The sequence below is a fragment of the Sphingomonas sp. SRI_018 genome (assembly GCF_057586275.1).
Genome location: NZ_JBYCZO010000002.1, coordinates 45780 through 62426, shown reverse-complemented (window position 1 = coordinate 62426; position 16647 = coordinate 45780). Strand labels below are relative to the sequence as shown.

The window sequence follows — 16647 nt, the reverse complement described above, 5'->3', positions numbered from 1 at the left end:
AGGTTAACACGGGGACGCGCGCCCATGAAGATCAACGTCGAGATCGACTGCACCCCCGAAGAAGCGCGCCGCGCGATCGGATTGCCCGACCTGACACCGCTCCACGATCGCTATGTCGCGATGATGCAGGAGGCGATGAACGGCGGCGCGTCGCCCGAGTTGCTCGAATCGGTGATGAAGAGCTGGGCGCCGATGGGCGAGGCCGGCCTCAACCTGTGGCGCACGCTGTTCGAGAGCGCGACCAAGCCGAGCAACAAATCCGGCGGATGAGCGACACCATCTTCGCGCTGTCGAGCGGCACGCCGCCGGCAGCGATCGCGATCATACGGCTGAGCGGGGCGGGGGCCTTTGCGGCGGTCAAGGCATTGGCGGATCGGCTGCCCCGACCGCGCTCCGCCGCGTTGCGCTCGCTCCGTGATCCGGCGACAGGTGCCCTGCTCGATCGCGCGCTGGTCCTGCTGTTTCCCGGTCCCGACAGTGCGACAGGCGAGGACGTCGCCGAGTTGCATCTTCACGGCGGTCGCGCGGTCGTACGTGCCGTCGATGCCGCGCTGGCGGCGATGCCGGGTCTGCGTGCGGCGGAGCCCGGTGAATTCACTCGCCGTGCGCTCGCCAATGGCCGTATCGATCTCACCGAGGCCGAGGGTCTTGCCGATCTCCTTGCTGCCGAGACCGAAGCGCAGCGTCGGTCCGCCATCGCCAGCGCCGAAGGCGGGCTGCGTCGCCAGGTCGAGCAATGGAGCGCGCGGACGGTGACGCTCGCCGCACGGATTGAAGCGGCGATCGACCATGAGGACGAAGGTGACGTCGAGGCGGAATCGATCGCCACCGGCGTTCGCGAGGACGCGGAGACGCTGGCGCGCGAGATCGAAGCGATGCTGGCGCAACCGCCGGCGGAGCGATTGCACGAAGGCATCCGTGTCGTCCTCGCCGGACCACCGAACAGCGGCAAATCGACTCTGCTCAATGCGATGGCCGGGCGGGAGGCCGCAATCGTCTCGCCGATCGCCGGCACGACGCGCGATCGCATCGAGGCGCCGGTGACACGGCGAGGCATCGCCTGGCTGCTCACCGATACCGCCGGTCTCGCCGCCGAGACCGATGACCCGATCGAGGCGATCGGTATCGCGCGCGCGCGCGAGGCGGCGGCGCTTGCCGATATCGTGCTGTGGCTGGGGGATGAGGCGCCGCCCGAGCCGGCGATGCTGGCCATCCACCCGCGTGCCGATGCGCGTCCCTCTCGTCCCGACCGTCTTGCGATCTCGGCGGCGACGGGGGAGGGGATGGAGGCGCTGTGGGACGTTCTGGTCGAGCGGGCGACGACGCTGTTGCCCGCGCCCGATGCGGTCGCTCTCAACCGGCGGCAGGCGGAGCTGGCCAGCGCCGCCGCCGCGGCGCTGGGCCTCGCCGCTGCGGCGTCCGATCCGCTGCTGATCGCCGAGGAACTGCGTCACGCGCTTGTCCAGTTCGACCGGCTTACCGGACGAGCAGGCGTGGAGAATGTCCTCGACGATCTGTTCAGCCGCTTCTGCATCGGCAAGTGATGTTTCACGTGGAACACGGCGCTCCGAACGATTAGATGGCGCTCGCCATGAACAGCTTTGATGTCATCGTCGTCGGCGGCGGTCACGCCGGAACCGAGGCGGCCGCCGTTGCCGCCCGGCGCGGCGCGCGCGTGGCGCTGGTGACGTTCGATGCGCGCATGATTGGCGTGATGTCGTGCAATCCGGCGATCGGCGGGATCGGCAAGGGGCATCTGGTTCGCGAGGTCGACGCCTTCGACGGACTGATTGCGCGGGCGGCCGATGCCGCGGCGATTCATTACCGGATGCTCAACCGCAGCAAGGGGCTGGCGGTGAGGGGGCCCCGTATCCAGGCCGATCGCCGCCGCTACGCCGCTGCCATTCGGGCGATGCTTGCCAGCCAGGGGAATCTGACGATCGTCGAAGGCGAGGCGGCGGAGCTGATTGTCGCCGGGGACAAGATTGCAGGGCTCGTGCTGGATGACGGCACCAGCCTTGCCGCGCCTGCGGTGATCCTGGCGACCGGGACCTTTCTCGGCGGCCGCATCTTCCGCGGGGAGGAGCGCCAGGAAGGTGGCCGTGTCGACGAACGCGCCGCGACCCGGCTTGGAATTCAGCTCCGCGCGCTTGGTCTGCCGATGGCGCGGCTCAAGACGGGCACGCCGCCTCGGCTCGATGGGCGCACCATCGATTGGGCGGCGCTGCTGGAGCAGCCGTCCGATGTCGAGCCGTGGACGATGTCCCCGCTGACACTCGCGCGTACGCTGCCGCAGCTTGCCTGCGCCGTAACCCGCACGACGGCGGAAACCCATGCGATCATCCGCAGCGGTCTCGATCGCTCTCCGCTGTTTGGTGGCGATATCCAGGGTGCGGGGCCGCGCTATTGTCCGTCGATCGAGGACAAGGTTCATCGCTTCGGCGATCGCGATGGTCATCAGATTTTTCTCGAGCCGGAGGGGCTCGACGACCATCTCGTCTATCCCAATGGTATCTCGACCTCGCTCCCGGCCGATGTGCAGGCAGCGATGATCGCGTCGATCCCCGGACTCGCACGCACGCGGATCGTCACGCCGGGGTACGCCGTCGAATATGACTATATCGACCCGCGGTCGCTCGATCGCACGCTGATGCTGGCAGCGTTGCCCGGACTATTCTGTGCCGGGCAGATCAACGGCACTACCGGCTACGAGGAAGCGGCGGGGCAGGGGCTCGTCGCGGGCCTCAATGCAGCTGCCTATGCGCGCGATCTCGCGCCGGTCGCGCTGAGCCGCTCCGACAGCTATCTCGGCGTGATGATCGACGACCTGATCCTGCAGGGTGTGACGGAACCTTATCGCATGCTGACGGCGCGGGCGGAGCACCGTCTCCGCCTGCGCGCAGACAATGCCGAGACCCGGCTCGGGCCGATCGCGCTCGCCGCAGGATGTGTCGGCGAGGAGCGGCGCCGCCATCTCGAAGAACGGATGACCGAGCGTGATCGGCTCGACCGTCGTTTTGGGGAGCGCTTCACCGCATCCGAGCTGGCCTTGCGCGGCGCGCCGGTTGCGCAGGATGGCGCGCGCCGGAGCGTCCGCGAATGGCTGCGTTTCGACGGCGTCGATGTCGAGATGCTGCTGCCGGACGTCCGCGCCGAGACCGATCCTGCGCTACTCGCAGAGGCGGTCGAGGATGCCCGTTACGCTCCCTATCTCGAACGTCAGGCGGCGGACATCGAAGCCGCGGCGCGCGAGGAAGCCATGCCGCTCCCGCCGGCGCTCGATTATTCAATGATTCACGGTCTTTCCAACGAGATGGTGGAGAGACTCTCTGCGGCGCGGCCCGAAACGCTCGGCGCCGCCGGCCGGGTGCGCGGTATCTCCCCCGCAGCGCTATCAGCGATTCTGCTCCACGTGAAACGTGCCGCGTGACTGAGGACGAGGCGCGAAGCTGGATAGCGAATCGCTGTGGCGCTCATGCGATCGAGCGACTGGAGCACTACGTCGACTTGCTGGTCGATGAGATGGGACGCCAGAATCTCATCGCTGCTTCCACCCTGGCGACGCTATGGGCACGCCACCTGGTCGATTCCGCTCAGCTCCTGGAACTGGCGCCGTCCAGCACAGGCGAGTGGATCGATATCGGTTCCGGCGCCGGTCTGCCCGGCCTGGTGATCGCGCTGGCCAGCGACTGGCATGTCGCCTTGGTCGAGCCGCGACGGTTGCGTGTCGCCTTCCTCAACCATTGCATCGAAGAACTCGGCCTCATGGGCCGCGTTACGGTTGAAGCAAGCAAGATCGAGAGCATCCGCCGCGCGGCGCCGGCACGCGTGATCTCCGCTCGTGCGGTTGCGACGCTTCCGCAATTGATCGCCTCGGCAGTGCATCTCGCCGATCGAGAGACGGTCTGGCTGTTGCCGAAGGGCAGCCGCGCGCAATCGGAGGTGGCGGAGGCGCGGCGTTCGTGGCAGGGTGTGTTTCACGTGAAACAGAGCGTCGTCGACCCTGACTCGGGAATCGTCGTCGCCAGCCGGGTTGCGCGCCGCCGATGATCTGCATCACCATCGCGAATCAGAAGGGCGGGGTCGGCAAGACCACGACCGCCATCAACGTCAGCACCGCGCTGGCCGCGACCGGGCTGCGGGTGTTGATCATCGATCTCGATCCGCAGGGCAATGCCTCGACCGGCTTTGGTATCGCGCGCGCCGAGCGTACCCGCTCAAGCTACGATCTGCTGATCGGCGACACCGACCTGCAGTCGGTTGCGACGCCCACCCGCGTACCGCGGCTCGACATCGTGCCGGCGACGGTCGACCTCTCGGGCGCCGAGATCGAGCTGGTCGAGTTCGATGCCCGCACGCATCGCCTCGATGCCGCGATCCGCCGTAGCGAGCAGCGCTGGGATGTGGTCCTGATCGATTGCCCGCCATCGCTCGGCCTGCTCACGATCAACGCCATGGTCGCCTCCCATGCGCTGCTGGTGCCGCTGCAGTGCGAGTTCTTTGCGCTGGAGGGACTGAGCCAGCTCCTGTCCACGGTCGAGCGCATCCGGTCGCGCTTCAATCCGGGGCTGTCGATCCTCGGCGTGGTGCTCACGATGTTCGACCGCCGCAACCGCCTGACCGACCAGGTATCGGACGACGTGCGCGCAGTGCTCGGCAAGGTGGTGTTCGACACCGTCATCCCGCGCAACGTCCGTCTGTCCGAAGCGCCGAGCCATGGTGTGCCGGCGCTGATCTACGACCATCGCTGCTCGGGGTCCGAGGCCTATATGGCGCTCGCTCGGGAGGTGATCGCCCGTTTGCCCAAGGTTGCCCAGGCCGCATGACCGATTCCGTCACTCCGATTCGCAAGTCTCGTCCTGGCCTCGGCAGGGGCCTCAGTGCTTTGCTCGGCGATGCCACCGGGGAAACGCCAGCCGGCACGGTGTCCGGGGAGGTCATTGGCGTTCGCATGATGGCGGTCAGCGCGCTCTCACCGCATCCGGATCAGCCGCGCCGCCGCTTCGACGAGGAGGCGCTGGAGGAGCTGGCGCGCTCGGTCGCCGAGCGTGGGGTGCTGCTGCCGCTGCTCGTCCGCCCACATGGTAAAGACTATCAGATCGTCGCCGGCGAGCGCCGCTGGCGCGCGGCGCAGAGGGCGAGGCTGCATGAGGTGCCGGTGATCGTCCGAGAGATCACTGATGCCGAAACGATGGAACTCGCGCTGGTCGAGAACATCCAGCGCGAGGACCTGAATGCGATCGAAGAGGCGGAGGCCTATCGCAAGCTAATCGATCAATTCGGTCATACCCAGGAGGCGCTGGCCAAGCTGGTCCACAAGTCGCGAAGCCATATCTCTAACTTATTGAGACTGCTTGATCTTCCTGCGCCCGTCCGGGAAATGGTGGTCGAAGGCAGCCTGGAGATGGGCCACGCGCGCGCGCTGATCGGCGCGCCCGATCCGCTCGCGCTGGCGCGCAGGGCCGTGGAAGGTCAATTGTCGGTGCGCGAGGTCGAGAGGCTGGCGCGCGAAGCCAAGCCGGGTACAAAAGGAAAGGGTGGGGGCGGCACGTCCGCCCGCAACGCCGATATCGAGGCGCTGGAGCGGCAACTCGGCGACGTGCTGGGGCTCAAGGTGGCGATCGCCCATGGCGACAAGGGCGGCACGCTGACGCTCGCCTATTCGACGCTCGATCAGCTCGACATGCTTTGCCAGCGATTGAGCGGGGAACGGATTTAGGCGACGGGACGCGTTGAACTAAGGCGTCATCCCGGCGAAAGCCGGGATCTCAAGCGATAGCGCAATACGGTACGAGATCCCGGCTTTCGCCGGGATGACGATTTCGGACTCGAATTGCTCTTGCCCGACGGATCGGCTCAAAGCCGCGCTGCGGCGCGCGCGATGGTGAGCAGATCATGGGCGGCACCTACCGAGCCAACCGTGCCTCCGCCGGCCATCACGCCGCGTTCCGCGCGCCGTACCCGCTCCAGCGCTGCGGCGAGCTGGCTGGTATCCCATTTCCGTAACGCCTTGAGCGTACCGGATTTTTCCTTCCAGAACACGCGATGCCGCTCCACCACCGCATCGGGCGAGGCGCCGGCATCGACCTCGCCGCGCATCTCGGCGAGCGTGACCAGCCGTCGCGCCAGCGCGCGCAGCATCGGGATTTCCATATTGGCGCCGGCGAGCGCCGCCAGTTCACGGCCGAGATCGGCTGGTCGGCCGTCGATCGTAGCCTCGATCGCCGTCGCCATTTCCGCCTCGTCGAAGTTCGCGCCTATCGCCGCCAGGGCATCGGCGTCGGCGTCCCTCGGCCGGTCGGGTGCGGCGTCGAGATAGAGCGCCAGCTTCTCGATCTCGCGCGTCAGCACTGCGCGATCGCCGCCCGCGGCGTCGAACATCGCCATCGCGGTGTCGCCGATCAGGCGCAGGCCGTGCTCGCGCGCGATTCCCGCCGCCAGCCGTGCCGCGTTCTGGCCCTCAGGTGGGTAGCAGGCGAGCGCCATCGCATTGGACGCGGCGATCGCGGCCTTGACCAGCTTGCCGGTCGCCTTGGCGCCGGGCGCGATCGCCACCACCGGATTGCCCGCGGTCGGGGCGTCGAGCAGCAGCTGTATCGCCTCGGCCGATTCCTCGCCCATGCCGGTCACGCGCACCCAGCGCTTGTCGCCGAACAGCGACATCGATGCTGCCTCATCGGCGAGCCGTCCCGGCTGACTCTTCAGCGTCGAGCCATCGAGATCGACCCTTTCGGCCTGTCCCATCGCGCGGCCGAGCCGTTCGGCATAGTCCATCGCTCCCGCCTCGTCGGGACCGTGGAGCAGGAACAGGCGGATGTCGCCGCCGTTGCCTGCCCGATCGATCGCGCTGCCGATCTGGGCGGCGTTGGCCTTCATTGCTTGGCGTTGCGCTCGGCGTAGAGCGCGAGCCGCGCGACGATCTGGTCGGCGACGATTCCTGCCAGCCGCTCGAGCGCCGACTGCTCGGCGGCGATGGTGGCATATTCGGAGCCGACCACGTCGATGCCGGCGTCCGATCCGGCGGTGGCGTCGAGCACGACCTGGCCGTTGGCAAGATCGACGAGCTGATACCGTGCGCGCAGCGTCCGGCGCTCGCGCGTGATCGCATCGTCCCGGCGCACGCCGAGCCCGGTGATATCGTCGTCCAGCTTCACTTCGAGCCGATAGCGGGGCGTGCCGCCGTCGACCGCCGAGAAACGGTCCCTCAATTCCTTGGAGACGAGCCAGCCCTGCTGCCCTTCGATCGGCGCGACCTGCACGCTGCCCAGCATCGTGCGCGACGCACTCTCCGCACCGCCGTAGAGCGGCCTGAGGCCACATCCGGACAGGGCGGCGAGCGCCAGCAGGGCGGCAGCGACCCTCATGCGACCAGGTTCACCAGACGGTCGGGCACGACGATGATCTTGCGCGGCGCCTTGCCCTCGAGGATGCGCACGACATTGGCCGAGGCCAGTGCTGCCGCTTCCACCTCGTCCTTGGGCGCCCCCTTGGGCAGGGTGAGCGTGTCTCGCAGCTTGCCGTTGACCTGCACCGCGATCGTCACCTGCGTGTCGACCAGCAGCGCGGGATCGACCGCCGGCCATTCCGCGTCGGCGACCAGTCCGTCGTGGCCCAGCCGCGCCCAGGCTTCCTCGGCGAGATGCGGCACCATCGGCGCGACCAGCCGCACCAGCGTCGCCACGGCGACGGTGCGCGAGGCGGAAGGGGCGGCGCGCTCGATCGCGTTGACCAGCTCGTAGAGCTTGGCGACCGCCTTGTTGAACGCGAGCGCCTCGATATCCTCGGCGACCCCGGCGATGGTGCGGTGGAGCTTGCGGTCGAGCTCGGCATCGGCGCCGTCGGCCGGCGCGGCACCGTCGACCAACCGCCATAGCCGTTGCACGAAGCGCCACGCACCTTCGATGCCGGCCTCGCTCCAGGGCAGGTCGCGTTCGGGCGGGCTGTCGGAGAGCATGAACCACCGCACCGCGTCCGCGCCGTACTGGTCGACGATCGGGGAGGGGTCGACGGTGTTCTTCTTCGACTTGGACATCTTCTCGACGCGGCCGACCGTCGCCGGCGCGCCGCTCGCGATCACCTTGCCGTCCCTGACCTCCTCCGGCGCCAGCCAGTTGCCGGCCGGGTCCTGGTAGGTCTCGTGCGTCACCATGCCCTGGGTGAACAGCCCGGCGAACGGCTCGGCGATGTCGAGCCGGCCGACGCGGCGCAGCGCGCGGGTCCAGAAGCGGGCGTAGAGCAGGTGGAGGATCGCGTGCTCCACGCCGCCGATATACTGGCCGACCGGCAGCCATTGTTCGGCGACCGTCCGATCGAACGGCTTGTCCGCCGGCTGGCTGGCGAAGCGGATGAAGTACCAGCTCGAGTTGACGAAGGTATCGAGCGTATCGGTCTCGCGCCGCGCTGCGCCGCCGCACCGCGGGCAATCGACATGCTTCCAGGTCGGATGACGGTCGAGCGGATTGCCCGGCACGTCGAAGCTCACGTCCTCGGGCAGCTTCACCGGCAGCTGGTCGCGCGGCACCGGCACCGGGCCGCACGTCTCGCAATGGATGATCGGGATCGGCGTACCCCAATAACGCTGGCGCGAGACGCCCCAGTCGCGCAGCCGCCACACGGTGGTGCCCTGGCCCCAACCGCCCGCTTCGGCCCGATCGATCACCGCGCGCTTGGCGTCGGCGACGTCCATCCCGTCGAGGAAATGCGAGTTCACCAGCGTGCCGGGGCCGCTATAGGCCTCGCTCTCGTGGAACTCCGGCGCGGTCTTGTCGCCGTCCGAGACCACGCGGCGCACGGCCAAGCCGTACTTGCTGGCGAACTCGAAGTCGCGCTGGTCGTGCGCCGGCACGCCGAACACGGCGCCGGTGCCATAATCCATCAGCACGAAATTGGCGATGTAGACCGGAAGTTTCCATGTCTCATCAAAGGGATGCGTTGCGCGGATGCCGGTGTCGAAGCCCAGCTTCTCCTGCGTCTCGATCTCCGCCGCGCTGGTGCCGCCTTCCTTGCAGCGCTCGACGAAGGCGGCGATCTCCGCGCTCTCCGCCGCCAGCGCCTGCGCGATCGGATGGTCGGCGGCGATCGCGACGAAGCTCGACCCGAAGATCGTGTCGGGCCGGGTGGTGAACACCTCGATCTCGCCGGCTCCGGCAGCATTGGGGGACAGCTTGAACCGGAACCGCAGCCCCTCGCTCTTGCCGATCCAGTTCTCCTGCATCAGCCTGACCTTGTCGGGCCAGTGCTCGAGCGTGCCGAGGCCGTCGAGCAGCTCGTCAGCGAAATCGGTGATCTTGAGGAACCACTGGCTGAGCTTGCGCCGCTCGACCGTCGCGCCCGAGCGCCAGCCCTTGCCGTCGATCACCTGCTCGTTGGCGAGCACGGTCATGTCGACCGGATCCCAATTGACCGCCGATTCCTTGCGATAGACTAGGCCGGCGTCGAGCAGGTCTAGGAACAGCGCTTGCTCGTGCCCGTAATAGGTCGGGTCGCAGGTCGCGAACTCGCGCGTCCAGTCGAGCGCGAAGCCCAGGCGCTTCAGCTGCGCCTTCATCGTCTCGATGTTCTGGTAGGTCCAGGCGGCGGGATGCACGCCCTTCTCCATCGCCGCATTCTCGGCCGGCATGCCGAAGGCGTCCCATCCCATCGGATGGAGCACCTCCATGCCCTTCATCCGCCGGAAGCGCGCGAGCACGTCGCCCATCGTGTAGTTGCGGACGTGCCCCATATGGATCTTCCCCGACGGATAGGGGAACATCTCGAGGACGTAGCTCTTGGGCTTGTTGGACGCATCATCAGCGGCAAAGGTGCGGCGCTCGTCCCACACCTTCTGCCACGCGGCATCGGCTTTCAGCGCGTTGAAGCGCGACATCGTGACTCCGTTGGCTGGCGGCACCGGCGGCGCCGCGACCCTATCAATTCGTGATCGCACCGCGGCGCAAGTCGCGGGCGCGGGTAAGGATGATGTCCTCGAGCTTCTGCACCGTCGCCGCCTGCACCGGCGCGTCGACCCACTGACCGTTCTGGTTGACCTGGCGCAGCGCCGCCACCCGCACCGCATCGGCGCGCAGGTCCTGGTCGAGGATGCTGACGGTCACCTTCATCCGCTCGGCCGGCGAGTTGGGGTTCGTGTACCAGTCGGTGACGATCACGCCGCCGTTCGAATCGGTCTGGAGCAGCGGCATGAAGCTCAGCGTGTCGAGACTGGCGCGCCACAGGTAGCTGTTGACGCCGATCGTCGTGATCTTGCTCGCGGCGAGATCGGCCTGGGGGCGATCGCCGCCACGGCTGCAGGCGGCGAGCGGGATGAGCGCGACGCTCAGCAGCAACAGGGTACGCGAACGGGCGGTCATCGGCGGGTCCTCGGGTCCGAAAAAGAGCGACATGCTTCTATAGAAGCTGCGCGCGCCGGAGCAAGCGCGGCCGGGCTGTGGATAAGCTGCAACACTATACGGAAAAACATTCGCTGCCGTGGCACATTACGGCGGGATTGTGGTAGGCCCGAATCACCAAGAGGGAGTCGCATGGTCCAGCGCCGTGTCATTGCCGGGATCCTGGCCGCGTCGGCGCTTGCCGGCGTGTGCGCGATCGCGCCGGCAATGGGGGCGAACGACGTGCGTTATGTCGCGCGCAAGCCGCATGCCCAGATGAGCTCCGGAATCGGCTCCTTCACCCCGGCTTCGGCCGATCCGCGCCTGGCCGCCGTGCTGGCGCGCGCGGGCGTCACCAGCAGCGGGTTCCGCTTCACCCCCTCCGGCACGAATCGGGCGAACAACCGTTCGGTGACCGTCGCGGTGCGCGCCCGCTCGACCCAGACGGCGGCGGCGAGCGATCGCCTGCCGAGCGCCGCTTCGCCGGTGGCGCTGGCCCCGATCGCCTACAACCTCGGCGTCGCGGTGGGCTGGAAGCGATTCGCGCTGTCGGGCGATCTCGCCAAGGTCGATCTCGCCGGACAGCCGGGCAGCCGCGAATCGGTCGATCTCGGTCTGTCCTATACCGCCCGCAAGTTCAGCGGCCGGGTAAAGGCGACGGCGGACCGCCCGATCGGGAGCGAGCCGCGCCTGATCGCCGACCAGCCGAGCTATTCGATCGACGTCGGCGGTTCCTACAGCCTGACCCGCAACCTCGATCTGACCGCGGGCGTCCGCTACAAGACCGAGCGTGAGCGCCTGCCGCAGCTCACCGACGACCGGCGCGACAGCCAGTCGGTCTATGTCGGGACGGCGTTCAGGTTCTGAGGATTCCGTCCCTCTCCAGCTCGACGTGAAGAACGGAAGCGCGATCCTGACCGGGTTGGGATCATCGGAGTGAATTGCGGAAAGTCTCACCCCTTCGTCACCCCGGACTTGTTCCGGGGTCCACCGGGCAGCCAAGGGAAGGCTTCAAGGCTCCAGCTTGAACCTCGCCACCAGTCTTCGTTGTGGAGTGGATGCCGGAACAAGTCCGGCATGACGGCTCAGGCTTGTCGCGGACTCTGGAAGTCCAGCCAGGAATCGATCCCCGCCCAGCCGTAAACGCCAAGCTGCTTCAATGGCTTGAACCGCGCTGACGTCATGCCGCCAAGCGCGATCGCCGGCACCGGCAGACCGCGGATCATCAGCCCCAGCCGCGCGCGTCCGAGCGTCCTCGCACTCGGATGCGACCGTGTCGGCCACACCGGCGAGACGAACAGCAGGTCCGCACCGGCACGCACCGCGGCGACCGCCTCGCGCCGGCTGTGCGCCGACCGGCTGAGCAGCCCGCGGCGTCGCCGGCCATTGTGCACGCCGTCGCGGCCTTCGATCCCTCCCGCCGCCAGCAGCACCAGTCCCCGCCGGGCCGCAATCTTCGCAACCTTTCGCAGAATCCCGCGCCGCTCCGCTTCGGGCAGGCCGTAGTGACGGAACACCACGCCGCTCCCTCGCGGCAGCCGTTCGAGCGCATCCCACAGTCGATCGCCCATCCGTTCGTCGGTCATCATCCAGACGCGAGGGATCGGGTGGCGGCGGCGCATTCCTCATCCTATAGCGCGCGCGATGCCGACCGACGACGCTTCCATCCGCCTCGCCGCGATCCATGACCGTATCGCCCGCGCCGCAGGCCTTGCCGGCCGGTCGGCGGCCGACGTGACGCTGGTCGCGGTCTCGAAGATGCATGACGCCCCCGCCATCCAGCCTTTGATCGACGCCGGCCACCGCGTATTCGGCGAAAACCGCGTGCAGGAAGCGGCAGCGAAATGGCCGGCGCTGTGTGAGGCGACCTCTGGCATCGCGCTCCATCTCGTCGGCCAGCTCCAGTCGAACAAGGCGGCGGATGCGGTGACGCTGTTCGATGCGATCCATTCGGTCGACCGGCCTTCGCTCGTCGCTGCGCTCGCCAGGGCGATGGAGGGGGCAGGCCGCCGCCCCGACTGCTTCATCCAGGTCAACATCGGCGACGAGCCGCAGAAGGGCGGCTGCGCGATCGACGACCTGCCGGCGCTGCTTGCCGAGGCGCGCGCCGCCGACCTGCCGGTCGCGGGCCTGATGTGCGTGCCCCCGGCGGGAGTCGAGGCGGCACCCTATTTCGCGCTGCTGGCGAAGATGGCGCGCGATTCGGGACTGCCCAAACTCAGCATGGGGATGAGCGAGGATTTCGAGGTCGCGGTGATGCTCGGCGCTACCCATATCCGCGTCGGTACAGCCTTATTCGGGAGTCGCATCTAATGGCCGATCTCGGCGTCCAGTCCTTCTCGCAACCGATCGCGGTTCGCTTCGACGCGCTGCTGTTCGATTTCGACGGCGTGCTGGTCGAGAGCGAATACGCCGGCAACGCCCAGGTCGCCGCCTATCTGACCGGCATCGGCCATCCGACCACGCCCGAGGAATCGATGGCCAATTTCATGGGCCTGTCCGGTGCCGAATTCTACGGGGCGGTCGAGCGCTGGATCGGGCGGCCGCTGCCGGAGGATTTCCATACCATCCGTGCTGCCGAGGACGACCGAGTGATGCGCGAAGGTATCGGCGAGGTGCTCGGCGCGGTCGCTTTCGTCCGCTCGCTGCCGCCGGAGCTGCCGAAGGCGATCGTCTCGTCGAGCTCGACGCGCTGGATCCGCAGCCATCTCGCGCATCTCGGCCTCGCCGATGCGTTCGGCGATCATCTCTACAGCGGCCGGGAGCATGTCGAACGCGGCAAGCCGGCGCCTGACCTCTATCTCTATGGCGCGGCGCAGCTCGGCGTGCCGATCGAGCGGATCGCGGTGCTGGAGGATTCGCCGGTCGGTGCGACCGGCGCGGTCGCTTCGGGCGCCTATGTCATCGGCCTGTGTGCCGGCAGCCACTGTGGTCCCGGCCACGACGCCCGTCTCCGCGCGATCGGCGTCGATGCGATCGCGCATGACTTCGCCGAGGTCGCCCGCCTGCTGGCGTAGCGCTATTGCACTCCCGCTTCGGGAGCGAGACGGTAGCGGAAGGCATGCTCGAGCGGCAGCGCGGTCTCGCAGAAGGCGCATTCAGCCATCACGCGTCCGATCAGCCAATGCTGCTTGCCGCAGCTCGGGCAGTGGTTCACGCCATCGTCGTGGTAGAGCAGGTTGTAGCCGGGACGGAACCACGCCGGCGCCCCCTCCTCCGCTCTGTCGAGACCTGCATACATTGCCATTCTCCAACATTATGGCTTGGCAACATAACGTTTTAACGCAGCAGGGTTTCATTTCCTAAGCGAAATTATGGGCGACGCCTCCGAGTCGCGGGTCAGAGCTGGTGCCCGGTGCGGTCGCGCTTGGTGGCGAGATAGCGCTCGTTGAACGGATTGGCCGGGAGCGCCAGCGGCACGCGTTCGGTGACGGTGATGCCCTGCGCTTCCAGTCCGGCGACCTTGGCGGGGTTGTTGGTCAGCAGCCGCACCGCGCGCGGCCCGATCAGGCTCAGCATCCGCGCCGCGATCCCGAAGTCGCGCGCATCGATCGCGAAGCCGAGCCGGGTGTTGGCGTCGACCGTGTCGAAGCCCTGGTCCTGCAGCGCATAGGCGCGCAGCTTGTTGACCAGGCCGATGCCGCGCCCTTCCTGCCTGAGGTACAGGAGGATGCCCCAGCCGGCGCCCTCGATCCGGCGCAGCGCCTCGTGGAGCTGCGGCCCGCAATCGCATTTGAGGCTGCCGAGCACGTCGCCGGTCAGGCATTCGCTGTGCAGCCGCACCAGCGGCGGCGTGCCGTCCGGCTGGCCGACGATCAGCGCGACATGCTCGTTGGTCGATTCGGGGCTGCGGAAGACGACGATCTCGCTGGTCTCGGCGCCTTCGACCGGCAGCCGTGCACGGGTAGCAATGGTGAGGCGGGCCGGGTCCTCGTGCGCATCGATGTCGGCGGCGGCGATCGCCACCTCGACCGCGCTGCGCGACCGGATGAAGAAGGCCGGCAGGATGCCCGCGATCCGCGCCAGCCGCAGCGCCGCCGCCGATGGCTCGGGCGCGGTGACGGGGATCGCTCGGAACGGCCCCTTGAGCGGGGTCGCCAAGTCGAACTGCGGGTCCGCGAGCGCGGTCGCGGCAGCGAAATCGAGCCACGGCGCACGCTCCACCCACACCGGCGCGTCGGGGACGGCCGCCTCGCGCTGGTTGGCGAGCTTCAGCGTCTGCGCACGGCCGGCCGACAGCAGCACCGGCGCTTGCCCCTCGGGATCGAACTCCGTCAGCCGTTCGGCGTCGGCGGTCTCGATCGCCAGCAGCGCCAGCCCGTCGATCGCGACCGGCCAGCCGCGCCGCAGCGCGTCGATCGCCCGGGCCGCGGCGCGCGGGTCGCTCACAGGTCGAACTCGGTGACGATCGGCACGTGGTCGCTGGGCTTGAGCCAGCTGCGGCACGGCTCGCACACGCGGTGGGCCACTGCCTTGGCCGCGACCTGAGGGCTCGCCCACATATGGTCGAGCCGCCGCCCGCGGTCCGATGCCGCCCAGTCCTTGGCGCGATAGCTCCACCAGGTGTGGAGCCGCGCCGGCGCCGGATGGAAATGCCGGCCGAGGTCGACCCAGCCGTGCGCCGCCTGCAGCCGGCCAAGCGCCTCGACCTCGATCGGCGTATGGCTGACCACGTCGAGCAGCGCCTTGTGGTTCCACACGTCGCATTCGAGCGGCGCGACATTGAAGTCGCCGACCAGCAGCGTCGGGACGTCGAGCGCCGCCGACCATTCGGTCATCCGGGCGAGGAAATCGAGCTTCTGTCCGAACTTGGGATTGAGCTCGCGATCGGGGATGTCGCCACCGGCCGGGACATAGACGTTCTCGAGCCGGAGGCCGTTGGCCAGCCGCACGCCGACGTGCCGCGCCTCGCCGTTCGCCTGCCAGTCGAGCCGGTCGTCCTCGGCGAGGGGCACGCGGCTGACGATCGCCACGCCGTGGTGCATCCGCTGGCCGTGGATGACGATATGGTCGTAGCCGAACGCGCGGAACGCCGCGGCGGGGAAATCCCCGTCGATCACCTTGGTTTCCTGCAGGCACAGGATGTCGGGCGATTCCTCGCGCAGGAACCGCTCGACGATGTCGATGCGGAAGCGGACGGAATTGATGTTCCAGGAAGCGATCGAGAGCATGTGCGGGCGATGTAGCGAGGCGCCGCCGGGCCGACAAGGAAAGGCCCCCGCTCCGGGGGCTTGGAGCGAGGGCCAACCAGCGTTCGTCACGCAGGCAGGAGGCGAGGCCACTGGCCCGGGCAACAGGGGGAAAATCCCGAACGGAAACCCCGCCTCCGCGATGTCCGTGTTAGTCCCCCTTTCCTGTCACCAGAATGAACGGGCGGCGGTTACCCGCGCCCGCCCTGTCTCCGCGGATCGTTCCAGCGGAACGTCCCGTCGCTGACGGGCACGTTGAGCTTCTGGTTGCCGAGGCGGATGGTGGTGCGGTTGTTCTGGGAATCGAGCGCCACCCAGCCCTGCAGCATCAGCCCCGCCGGCCCCGCGGCGTTGCGCGCGAAGATCAGCGTGATGCGGCCATATTCGGGGTGTTTGGGATCGTGCGCCTCGACGCTCAGTATGCCGGGATTGGGGCTGGGCTGTACCCTGGCGATGCCGGAGATGTCGCGCTTGGGGTCGAGCAGCACGGCGAGCGGCGAGTTGCCGATCGGCCAACGCGACACCTGACGCACCGAATAGTCGATGAAGAACAGCGACTTGCCGTCCGCGACCGCGAGATAGGGCACGCCCTTCTCATATTGGAAGCGCACCTTGCCCGGCTTCTTGAGCGAGAGCGTGCCGGTCAGCACCTTTCCGGCGCGGTCGGTCTGCGAGAAGGTCGCGGTCATGGTGTCGACCGCGGCGAGGTGGCGCTGCACCTGCTGCAGTTCGGCGGAAGCGGGAGCGGCAATCGCCGGCGCGGCGAGGAATGCGGCCAGCGCAGAGGGGAGGAGGATCGTCTTCATGAGGTCAGGATAGGTCCGTCGCTTGAATTTGTCGTGAACTGAACGCGGCGCGGGCCCGCGACCCAGGGGGAGCGGCGGCGAGCGGTGCAGAAACCCGCGGAAATCCGTCGAAGGTCACGAAAGTCATAGGTAAACGGGCCTCGCGTCGAGAGGTGAACTTCGGGAAGAGTTTGTCACGCGGGCGATCACGGAAAAGTTGACTAAGTTGACTCCGGACACGTGTGTGCGGCCGGCACCGAGAGCGCGGCAGAGGAACGCGACGCGGACGCGCCAGGAACGCGACACCGA

General features: G+C 68.1%; 18 protein-coding genes. 9 read left to right on the top strand and 9 right to left on the bottom strand.

Annotated elements, in window-relative coordinates; translation table 11 throughout:
* Positions 1–24 precede the first annotated feature (24 nt).
* From AC2YHA_RS12170 to AC2YHA_RS12145, 6 genes are read left to right on the top strand one after another with little or no spacing between them, the layout of a single operon-like run.
* A complete protein-coding gene (locus tag AC2YHA_RS12170; protein ID WP_233784648.1) occupies positions 25–270 on the top strand; it encodes a DUF6489 family protein in 246 nt (81 codons plus the stop codon).
* Positions 267–1544: a tRNA uridine-5-carboxymethylaminomethyl(34) synthesis GTPase MnmE gene (gene mnmE, locus AC2YHA_RS12165; protein ID WP_487401787.1), complete on the top strand. Its 1278-nt coding sequence runs from the start codon at positions 267–269 to the stop codon at positions 1542–1544. Before AC2YHA_RS12170 ends, mnmE begins: the two co-directional genes overlap by 4 nt.
* Before the next feature lie 47 nt (positions 1545–1591).
* On the top strand, positions 1592–3430 hold the full coding sequence (gene mnmG / locus AC2YHA_RS12160) for a tRNA uridine-5-carboxymethylaminomethyl(34) synthesis enzyme MnmG (protein ID WP_487401786.1): 1839 nt from the start codon (positions 1592–1594) through the stop codon (positions 3428–3430).
* On the top strand, positions 3427–4050 hold the full coding sequence (rsmG, locus tag AC2YHA_RS12155; RefSeq protein WP_487401785.1) for a 16S rRNA (guanine(527)-N(7))-methyltransferase RsmG: 624 nt from the start codon (positions 3427–3429) through the stop codon (positions 4048–4050). Before mnmG ends, rsmG begins: the two co-directional genes overlap by 4 nt.
* Positions 4047–4826 (top strand): ParA family protein, encoded by a 780-nt coding sequence (locus tag AC2YHA_RS12150; RefSeq protein WP_233784652.1) that lies wholly within the window; start codon positions 4047–4049, stop codon positions 4824–4826. Before rsmG ends, AC2YHA_RS12150 begins: the two co-directional genes overlap by 4 nt.
* Entirely contained in the window at positions 4823–5719 is an 897-nt protein-coding gene (locus AC2YHA_RS12145; protein WP_487401784.1) for a ParB/RepB/Spo0J family partition protein, read from the top strand. Before AC2YHA_RS12150 ends, AC2YHA_RS12145 begins: the two co-directional genes overlap by 4 nt.
* A 137-nt stretch (positions 5720–5856) precedes the next feature.
* Here the strand turns inward: AC2YHA_RS12145 and holA are convergent, their stop codons facing one another.
* From holA to AC2YHA_RS12125, 4 genes are read right to left on the bottom strand one after another with little or no spacing between them, the layout of a single operon-like run.
* A complete protein-coding gene (gene holA / locus AC2YHA_RS12140) occupies positions 5857–6876 on the bottom strand; it encodes a DNA polymerase III subunit delta (RefSeq protein ID WP_487401783.1) in 1020 nt (339 codons plus the stop codon).
* Positions 6873–7364: an LPS assembly lipoprotein LptE gene (lptE, locus tag AC2YHA_RS12135; protein WP_233784655.1), complete on the bottom strand. Its 492-nt coding sequence runs from the start codon at positions 7362–7364 to the stop codon at positions 6873–6875. Before lptE ends, holA begins: the two co-directional genes overlap by 4 nt.
* Positions 7361–9865: a leucine--tRNA ligase gene (leuS, locus tag AC2YHA_RS12130; RefSeq protein WP_487401782.1), complete on the bottom strand. Its 2505-nt coding sequence runs from the start codon at positions 9863–9865 to the stop codon at positions 7361–7363. Before leuS ends, lptE begins: the two co-directional genes overlap by 4 nt.
* Positions 9866–9908: 43 nt before the next feature.
* Positions 9909–10346: a DUF3576 domain-containing protein gene (locus AC2YHA_RS12125; protein WP_487401781.1), complete on the bottom strand. Its 438-nt coding sequence runs from the start codon at positions 10344–10346 to the stop codon at positions 9909–9911.
* A gap of 171 nt (positions 10347–10517) precedes the next feature.
* Here AC2YHA_RS12125 and AC2YHA_RS12120 point away from each other — a divergent pair, with 171 nt between their 5' ends.
* Complete coding sequence (locus AC2YHA_RS12120; RefSeq protein ID WP_233784658.1) at positions 10518–11231, top strand: porin; 714 nt, start codon at positions 10518–10520, stop codon at positions 11229–11231.
* Positions 11232–11449: 218 nt separating this feature from the next.
* Here the strand turns inward: AC2YHA_RS12120 and AC2YHA_RS12115 are convergent, their stop codons facing one another.
* Complete coding sequence (locus AC2YHA_RS12115; protein ID WP_487401780.1) at positions 11450–11986, bottom strand: thiamine phosphate synthase; 537 nt, start codon at positions 11984–11986, stop codon at positions 11450–11452.
* Between the two features lie 22 nt (positions 11987–12008).
* Here AC2YHA_RS12115 and AC2YHA_RS12110 point away from each other — a divergent pair, with 22 nt between their 5' ends.
* Complete coding sequence (locus tag AC2YHA_RS12110) at positions 12009–12677, top strand: YggS family pyridoxal phosphate-dependent enzyme (protein WP_487401779.1); 669 nt, start codon at positions 12009–12011, stop codon at positions 12675–12677.
* Positions 12677–13381 (top strand): HAD family hydrolase, encoded by a 705-nt coding sequence (locus AC2YHA_RS12105; RefSeq protein WP_487401778.1) that lies wholly within the window; start codon positions 12677–12679, stop codon positions 13379–13381. Before AC2YHA_RS12110 ends, AC2YHA_RS12105 begins: the two co-directional genes overlap by 1 nt.
* Before the next feature lie 2 nt (positions 13382–13383).
* On the opposite strand, the gene AC2YHA_RS12100 is transcribed toward AC2YHA_RS12105, so the two are convergent.
* The 4 genes from AC2YHA_RS12100 to AC2YHA_RS12085 all read right to left on the bottom strand — a co-directional run bounded on the left by AC2YHA_RS12100 (position 13384) and on the right by AC2YHA_RS12085 (position 16359).
* Complete coding sequence (locus AC2YHA_RS12100; RefSeq protein WP_487401777.1) at positions 13384–13605, bottom strand: hypothetical protein; 222 nt, start codon at positions 13603–13605, stop codon at positions 13384–13386.
* A gap of 98 nt (positions 13606–13703) precedes the next feature.
* Positions 13704–14753 carry a GTP cyclohydrolase II gene (gene ribA, locus AC2YHA_RS12095; RefSeq protein WP_487401776.1) on the bottom strand — a complete coding sequence of 350 codons (1050 nt, stop codon included), beginning with the start codon at positions 14751–14753 and terminating at the stop codon, positions 13704–13706.
* The gene (locus AC2YHA_RS12090) at positions 14750–15535 is read right to left on the bottom strand and encodes an exodeoxyribonuclease III (RefSeq protein WP_487401775.1); all 786 of its coding nucleotides are present in this window, start codon (positions 15533–15535) and stop codon (positions 14750–14752) included. Before AC2YHA_RS12090 ends, ribA begins: the two co-directional genes overlap by 4 nt.
* A gap of 209 nt (positions 15536–15744) precedes the next feature.
* Complete coding sequence (locus AC2YHA_RS12085) at positions 15745–16359, bottom strand: LolA family protein (protein ID WP_487401774.1); 615 nt, start codon at positions 16357–16359, stop codon at positions 15745–15747.
* Between the last annotated feature and the right edge of the window lie 288 nt (positions 16360–16647).